Annotated in this window: 6 protein-coding genes; 3 read left to right on the top strand and 3 right to left on the bottom strand. The window is 74.2% G+C overall.

Features of this window, described 5'->3' with window-relative positions; genetic code table 11:
* On the top strand, positions 1-387 hold a 387-nt coding region (locus VR44_RS22635), incomplete at its 5' end, for an LppU/SCO3897 family protein (RefSeq protein ID WP_425424522.1).
* Positions 388-439: 52 nt separating this feature from the next.
* Here VR44_RS22635 and VR44_RS22630 read toward each other — a convergent pair.
* Both VR44_RS22630 and VR44_RS22625 read right to left on the bottom strand, forming a co-directional pair.
* The gene (locus VR44_RS22630) at positions 440-838 is read right to left on the bottom strand and encodes a VOC family protein (RefSeq protein ID WP_045949407.1); all 399 of its coding nucleotides are present in this window, start codon (positions 836-838) and stop codon (positions 440-442) included.
* Between the two features lie 67 nt (positions 839-905).
* Complete coding sequence (locus VR44_RS22625; RefSeq protein WP_045949406.1) at positions 906-1,340, bottom strand: MarR family winged helix-turn-helix transcriptional regulator; 435 nt, start codon at positions 1,338-1,340, stop codon at positions 906-908.
* Positions 1,341-1,475: 135 nt separating this feature from the next.
* Here VR44_RS22625 and VR44_RS22620 point away from each other — a divergent pair, with 135 nt between their 5' ends.
* Entirely contained in the window at positions 1,476-2,315 is an 840-nt protein-coding gene (locus VR44_RS22620) for an MBL fold metallo-hydrolase (protein ID WP_045949405.1), read from the top strand.
* On the opposite strand, the gene VR44_RS22615 is transcribed toward VR44_RS22620, so the two are convergent.
* On the bottom strand, positions 2,312-3,859 hold the full coding sequence (locus VR44_RS22615; protein ID WP_157880378.1) for a glycosyltransferase family 39 protein: 1,548 nt from the start codon (positions 3,857-3,859) through the stop codon (positions 2,312-2,314). The genes VR44_RS22620 and VR44_RS22615 overlap by 4 nt on opposite strands.
* Positions 3,860-4,274: 415 nt before the next feature.
* Between VR44_RS22615 and VR44_RS22610 the strand changes: the two genes are divergently transcribed.
* The coding region (locus VR44_RS22610; RefSeq protein WP_169791031.1) for a serine/threonine-protein kinase at positions 4,275-5,523 on the top strand (1,249 nt) is incomplete at its 3' end.

Genomic DNA, 5,523 nt, shown 5'->3' with positions numbered 1-5,523 from the left:
ACCCCACACCCCACGCCGACGGACACCCCGCCGACGTACACCAGCCCCCCGGCGAGCGAACCGGCCGCCGCCCCGACGTACGACCTCCCCTCCCCGTCCCCGACCACCGAGGCCCCCCGCCCCTTCGACGAGGGGACCTGCCTCAACGGGCAGCTGCCGGACTCGACGACGGCGACCCGCGTCACCGGGGTCCACGAGGTCTCCTGCGGGGCCGACGACGCCCACTACCGGGTCATCGAGCGCTTCCCGGGAACCTCGGACATGAGCCGCTGCGACCAGAACCCCGATACGGAGTACGGATTCTCGTACCGCTACACCCTGGGCACGAGCGTCCTCAACGAGTACGTGTACTGCCTGGTCGGCCTGGGCTCGTACGCCCGCCCCTGACCCTCGTCCACGCCGGCGAGCGGAGCGGGGTCCCGCCCCCCAGGGCCGCGGTTCACCCCTGGGCGGCGGCCCGCACGAGCTGGATCAGGTTGCCGCAGGTGTCGTCCAGGACCGCCGTCGTCACCGGGCCCGTCTCCACCGGCTCCTGCGCGAACCGCACCCCGAGCCCGCGCAGCCGCGCGAACTCCGCGTGCACGTCGTCCACGGCGAAGGAGGCCGCCGGGATGCCGTCCTCGACCAGCGCCGTCTTGTACGGCCCGACCGCACGGTGCCCGGAGGGCTCCAGCAGCAGCTCGGTCCCGTCGGGATCCTCCGGTGAGACCACCGTCAGCCACCGGTCGGTGCCCCCGAGCGGGACGTCGTGCTTCTTCACGAAGCCCAGCACGTCGGTGTAGAAGCGCAGGGCCTTGTCCTGGTCGTCGACGAAGACGTGGGTGAGGTGGATTCTCATGAGCTGCCCTCCGGTGCGTCGCGCGGTCCCGAGCCATCGGTTCACGACCACCGTCTCACGGCGGCCCTCAGGCGCCGGTGACGGCCCGCTCCAGCAGGTCGCGCAGCACCCGCTGCTCCTCCGGCGCGAGGCACGCCACGGGCGAGTCGACGTGCAGGAGGTCGAGCAGCCGGGTACGCAGCGCCGTGCCCTCGCCGGTCAGGACGAGGAGCTTGGCGCGCCGGTCGGTGGGATGCGGATGCCGCTCGACCAGCCCCTGCTTCTCCAGGCGGTCCACGACGAAGGTGGCGTTCGAGGGCTCGCAGTTCATCCGCTCGGCGAGCTCCCGCATGGTCATCGACCCGCTCATCTCCCGCAGCGCGGTCGCCTGGGAGGCGGTCAGGCCCAGGGTGGCGGCCCGCTCCCGCACGTGCTCGGCGATCCGCTGGGCGAGCCCGTCGACCAGGCCGCACAGCTGCCGTTCGGCGACGGCCCGCGACTGCGGCTCCGGGGACTTCGTCATGCCGTCCAGCCTAACAACCCCATCAAGCCAAAACATTTACAGCTTGAATGATTCAAGCTTGATGTTTATGGTGATCAACGCCGGACACCAGCACCGGCACCGACACCGGCACCCCCACCTCACCAGGGAGAAGAAATGCCCGAGCACGACACCCGACTGAGCCGCCCCTCGGGCATCCGCACCCTCCACCTGGGCGAGACGAAGGTGACCTACCTCCCTGACGGCGCCGCCCGCTTCCGCCCGTCGGCCCTGCTCCCCGACACCACCGCCGCCACCTGGACCGCGCACCCCGAGTACCTCGACGAGACCGGCCACCTGACCGGCAGCCTCGGCGCCCTCCTCGTCGAACACGGCGGCCGCGCCCTCCTCATCGACACCGGCATCGGCCCGCACGCCTTCGAGACCCCGGACGGCCCCCTGCACTCGGCCCACGGCGGCGCCCTCCCCGACAGCCTGGCCGCACTCGGCCGCCGGCCCGAGGACATCGAGGCGGTGGCCTTCACCCACCTCCACCCCGACCACACCGGCTGGGCCTGCGAACCCCTCCTCGGCCACGCCGAGTTCCTGCTCTCCGGGCCGGAGTGGGAAGCCCGCGACGCCGTGCAGCCCCATGTGACGGCGGCCCTCTCCAAGAACGTCCGCACGATCACCGACGGCGAGGAGGTCTTCCCGGGCGTGCGCGTGCGCATCCACCCGGGCCACACCGCCGGGCACGCCGAGTACGTCGTCACGGGCGGCGGCCGCCGGCTGATCGCCTTCGGCGACGCGATGCACTCCCCGCTCCAGGCCGCCCACCCCTCCTGGTCCGCGGGCTTCGACCACGACCTGACCGCCACCGCCGGCCACCGCCACCGCCTGGTGGCCGAACTGTCGCAGCCGGACACGATCGGCTTCGGCGTCCACTTCGCCGACGTGGTCTTCGGCCACGTCCGCGACACCGCCGCCGGCCCGGCCTGGCACCCGGTGGACGCCTAGGAGGCCCCGGGCGCCCCGGCCGGCTTGCGTTCCAGCAGCCCGACCGTCAGACCGCTGAGGGATTCCGTGCCGAAGAGGGTGTACCGCGAACGCAGCGCCGCGGCCTGCTCCTTGGGGACCGCCTGCAGCACGTCGGCGTCACTGCCGGGCACCACCACCCAAATCCGGCTCTCCCCCGCCAGGCACCGGACGGGCACCGGGCAGTAGACCGGGAACAGCTCGTCGTTGTCGGCCGCGGACCTGGCGAGGAAGACCTCCCGCGGGTCCACCCCGGGCTTGAGGTAGTAGCGCAGCCCCTGGTCCAGCATCCAGGGGGCGCCCCGGACGTAGACCACGGCGTCCCCCGGCCGGTAGTACTTCTCGATGGTCCGCGCCGCACCGGCGTAGTCCGCGGCGTGCGGGACGTCGTGCTCGAACGGGCTCCTGACCCTGCGCTGATCGGGCAGCGCCAGCAGCGCGACCACGGCCAGGACCGCGACCGCGGCCCGCCGGGACCGGGTCGCCCCGGCGAGCCCCGCCCCCGCCAGCAGCGCCCAGGCCGGCACGGTGAACAGCGCGTACTGGTAGCGGAAGTAGGAGACCTCGCCGTGCGACGCCGCCCACAGCACGAACGGCGGCAGCACGGCGACGGCGGAGCAGAGCAGGACGTTCTCGCGGTCCTCCCGCCACGCCAGGGCGGCCAGCGCGATCACCGCTCCGGCGCACAGGGCGGAGGCGAACAGCTGCGGCCAGATCTCGACCAGGCCCCAGGCGTCCGGCTTCGGCAGCCAGAACAGCTGGCGGGAGGCCTGCGACCTGCCGAGCAGGAACACCGGCAGTACGCACACGGCGGCCGCCGAGCCCGCGAGCAGGAAGGACCACAGGCCCCGGCCCGTACGGCGGGCCCGCAGGACCGCCGCGGGAGCGTGACACAGCACGATCGTGAGCGCGATCAGGTGCAGCAGCCCCAGCACGGCCAGGCACAGCCCGTACGCCGTCCACCGCGCCGCCCGTCCCCACGGCCGGCGGGACCCGTCCAGCGCCCTGAGCAGCAGGAACGTGGCCAGGGTCGCGACCAGCATCACCAGCGCGTAGCTACGCGCCTCCTGGGCGAACCGGCTCGCCGCGGGAAGCACCGCGAAGAGCGACCCGGCGCACAGCCCGGCCCGTTGCCCGAAGAGCCGGCGCCCGGTCAGCGTGACGAGGGCGGCCGTCGCGGTCACGGCCAGGACCGTGGGCATGCGCAGGGACAGGTGCGAGTCCCCGAACACGGCCGTCCAGCCGTGCATCAGGAAGTAGTAGCTGCCGTGCACCGCGTCGACGTGGTGCAGCAGGGCCCGGATCTCCTGCGGACTGCGCCTGCTCACCTCCCAGGTGACCAGCTCGTCGGTGCCCAGGAGCGTGCCGTCGATCCCGGCGAGGGACAGGAGCAGCGCGGTCAGCGCCGGCCAGACCCACGCGACGGCGGCCGCCCTGGACAGGGCGCCCGGCCCGGCTCCCCCGGACCCGGCCCCTTCTCCGGCCTCGCCGGCTTCCTCCTCCGGAGACCGCACAAGAATCGTCACGGACCACACAGTTACTGTCGGCCCCCCGGGCTCCGCCGCCGGACCACGCCCGCGCTGCCGGTTTTCACCCCATTGGCATCCCGGCCCGGGCGCCCGGACCCGCGGTGGCGGCTCTACGCGGCGGTGGCCAGGTCCTCGGGCGGGCAGGTGCGGCACCGACGAGCACCCGCCGCACGGCCTCGGGCTCCGCGCCCCGCTTCAGCCAGGCGGTCACCCCCGGGAGCGAGCCGAGTTGGAACAGTTCACCCATGTGAGTGGGCAGCCGCCGAAGCGGGGGTAGGGGGTTGGTTTACGTCGGGCGCCGCCGGATCCCGGATGACCCGGACCCCGGGCCCGCGATCCCGTCTGCCCCCGGCGCACCGCGTGTTGAACAATGACCCCTGCCACAGCGGTCGTTGCGCAACTGGGGGGAACCATGAGGGCGGGGGAACGCCTGGCCGGGCGGTACCGGCTGGACGTGCGGCTCGGACAGGGCGGGATCGGGGAGGTCTGGCGGGGGTTCGACGCCGACCTCGGCCGGCCCGTGGCGGTGAAGGTACTGCTGGAGTTCGACGCGTCCGACGAGCTGCTGGGCCGCTTCCGGCGCGAGGCGGCCATCGGGGCGCGGCTCCAGCACCCCGGGATCACGGTCGTCCACGACATCGGCCAGCACGAGAACCGCCTCTTCATCGTGATGGAGCTCCTGGAGGGCGAGGACCTCGCCCACCTGCTGGCCCGCACCCCGGGCGAGGGGCTACCGGTACCCGAGGCGCTCGATCTGGCGCTCCAGGCGGCGGAGGCCCTGGCCGCCGCGCACGCGCAGAAGGTGGTGCACCGGGACCTCAAGCCCGCGAACCTCTTCCTCCTCACCACCGGCGACCGCCTGAAGATCTGTGACTTCGGCATCGCCCGCACCGCCGACAGCACCGGCGGACTCACCGTCACCGGCCGGGTCTTCGGCACCCCCGCCTACATGGCGCCCGAGCAGTGGCGCGGCGAGCACGTCGACGCCCGGTGCGACCTGTACGCGCTGGGGTGCGTGCTGTTCGCCCTGCTGACCGGGGCCCCGCCGTTCCCGGCCGCCGGGCAGGTGTGGGTGCTGATGCGGCAGCACCTGGACGAGACCCCGCCCGCGCTGGACTCCGTACGGCCGGACCTGCCGCCGGCCCTGGTGGAGCTGGTGGCCGCCCTGCTGTCCAAGGACCCCGCCGAACGCCCCGACGCCCAGACCACCACGACCCGGCTCCGCGCCCTGCTGACCGAGGCTCCGGCTCCGGCGGCAGCGCCCGTACCCGCACCCCGGCCCGAACCCGAACCGGTACCGGCACCGGAGCCCGTAACCGCAGCCGCAGCCGGGTCCGCACCGGCCCCCGCCGCTGCCCCGGCCCCCACCGCCCCCGCCGCCCCGACGGCGGGGCAGCACACCGGCCCCACCGTCGAGGACCCCGGACGGCACGCCCCCGGCCGCACCGGCACCGGGCGGGGACCGAGCCGGCGGGCGCTCGTCCTCGGCGGGCTCGCCGCGCTCGCGGCTGCCGCCGGCGGGACGGCCGCCGTCCTCTCCCTGGACGGCGACGAGCGCGAGGCCCTCGCCCTCCACCCCGTGAACGGCCTCCTCGGACACGAGGCCTCCGTCGAGTCGGTGGCGTTCAGCCCCGACGGCAAGACCCTCGCCAGCGGCAGCC

It is taken from the genome of Streptomyces katrae (assembly GCF_000966975.1).
Taxonomy (GTDB): Bacteria; Actinomycetota; Actinomycetes; order Streptomycetales; family Streptomycetaceae; genus Streptomyces; species Streptomyces katrae.
The sequence above is the reverse complement of the archived record's forward strand: the minus strand, read 5'-3'. Positions and strand labels throughout refer to the sequence as shown.

What these genes read in the sequence shown, in the direction of transcription:
- VR44_RS22630 (WP_045949407.1), bottom strand. Translation starts at nt 838, where the DNA reads ATGAGAATCCACCTCACCCACGTCTTCGTCGACGACCAGGACAAGGCC.
- VR44_RS22620 (WP_045949405.1), top strand. Translation starts at nt 1,476, where the DNA reads ATGCCCGAGCACGACACCCGACTGAGCCGCCCCTCGGGCATCCGCACC.
- VR44_RS22625 (WP_045949406.1), bottom strand. Translation starts at nt 1,340, where the DNA reads ATGACGAAGTCCCCGGAGCCGCAGTCGCGGGCCGTCGCCGAACGGCAG.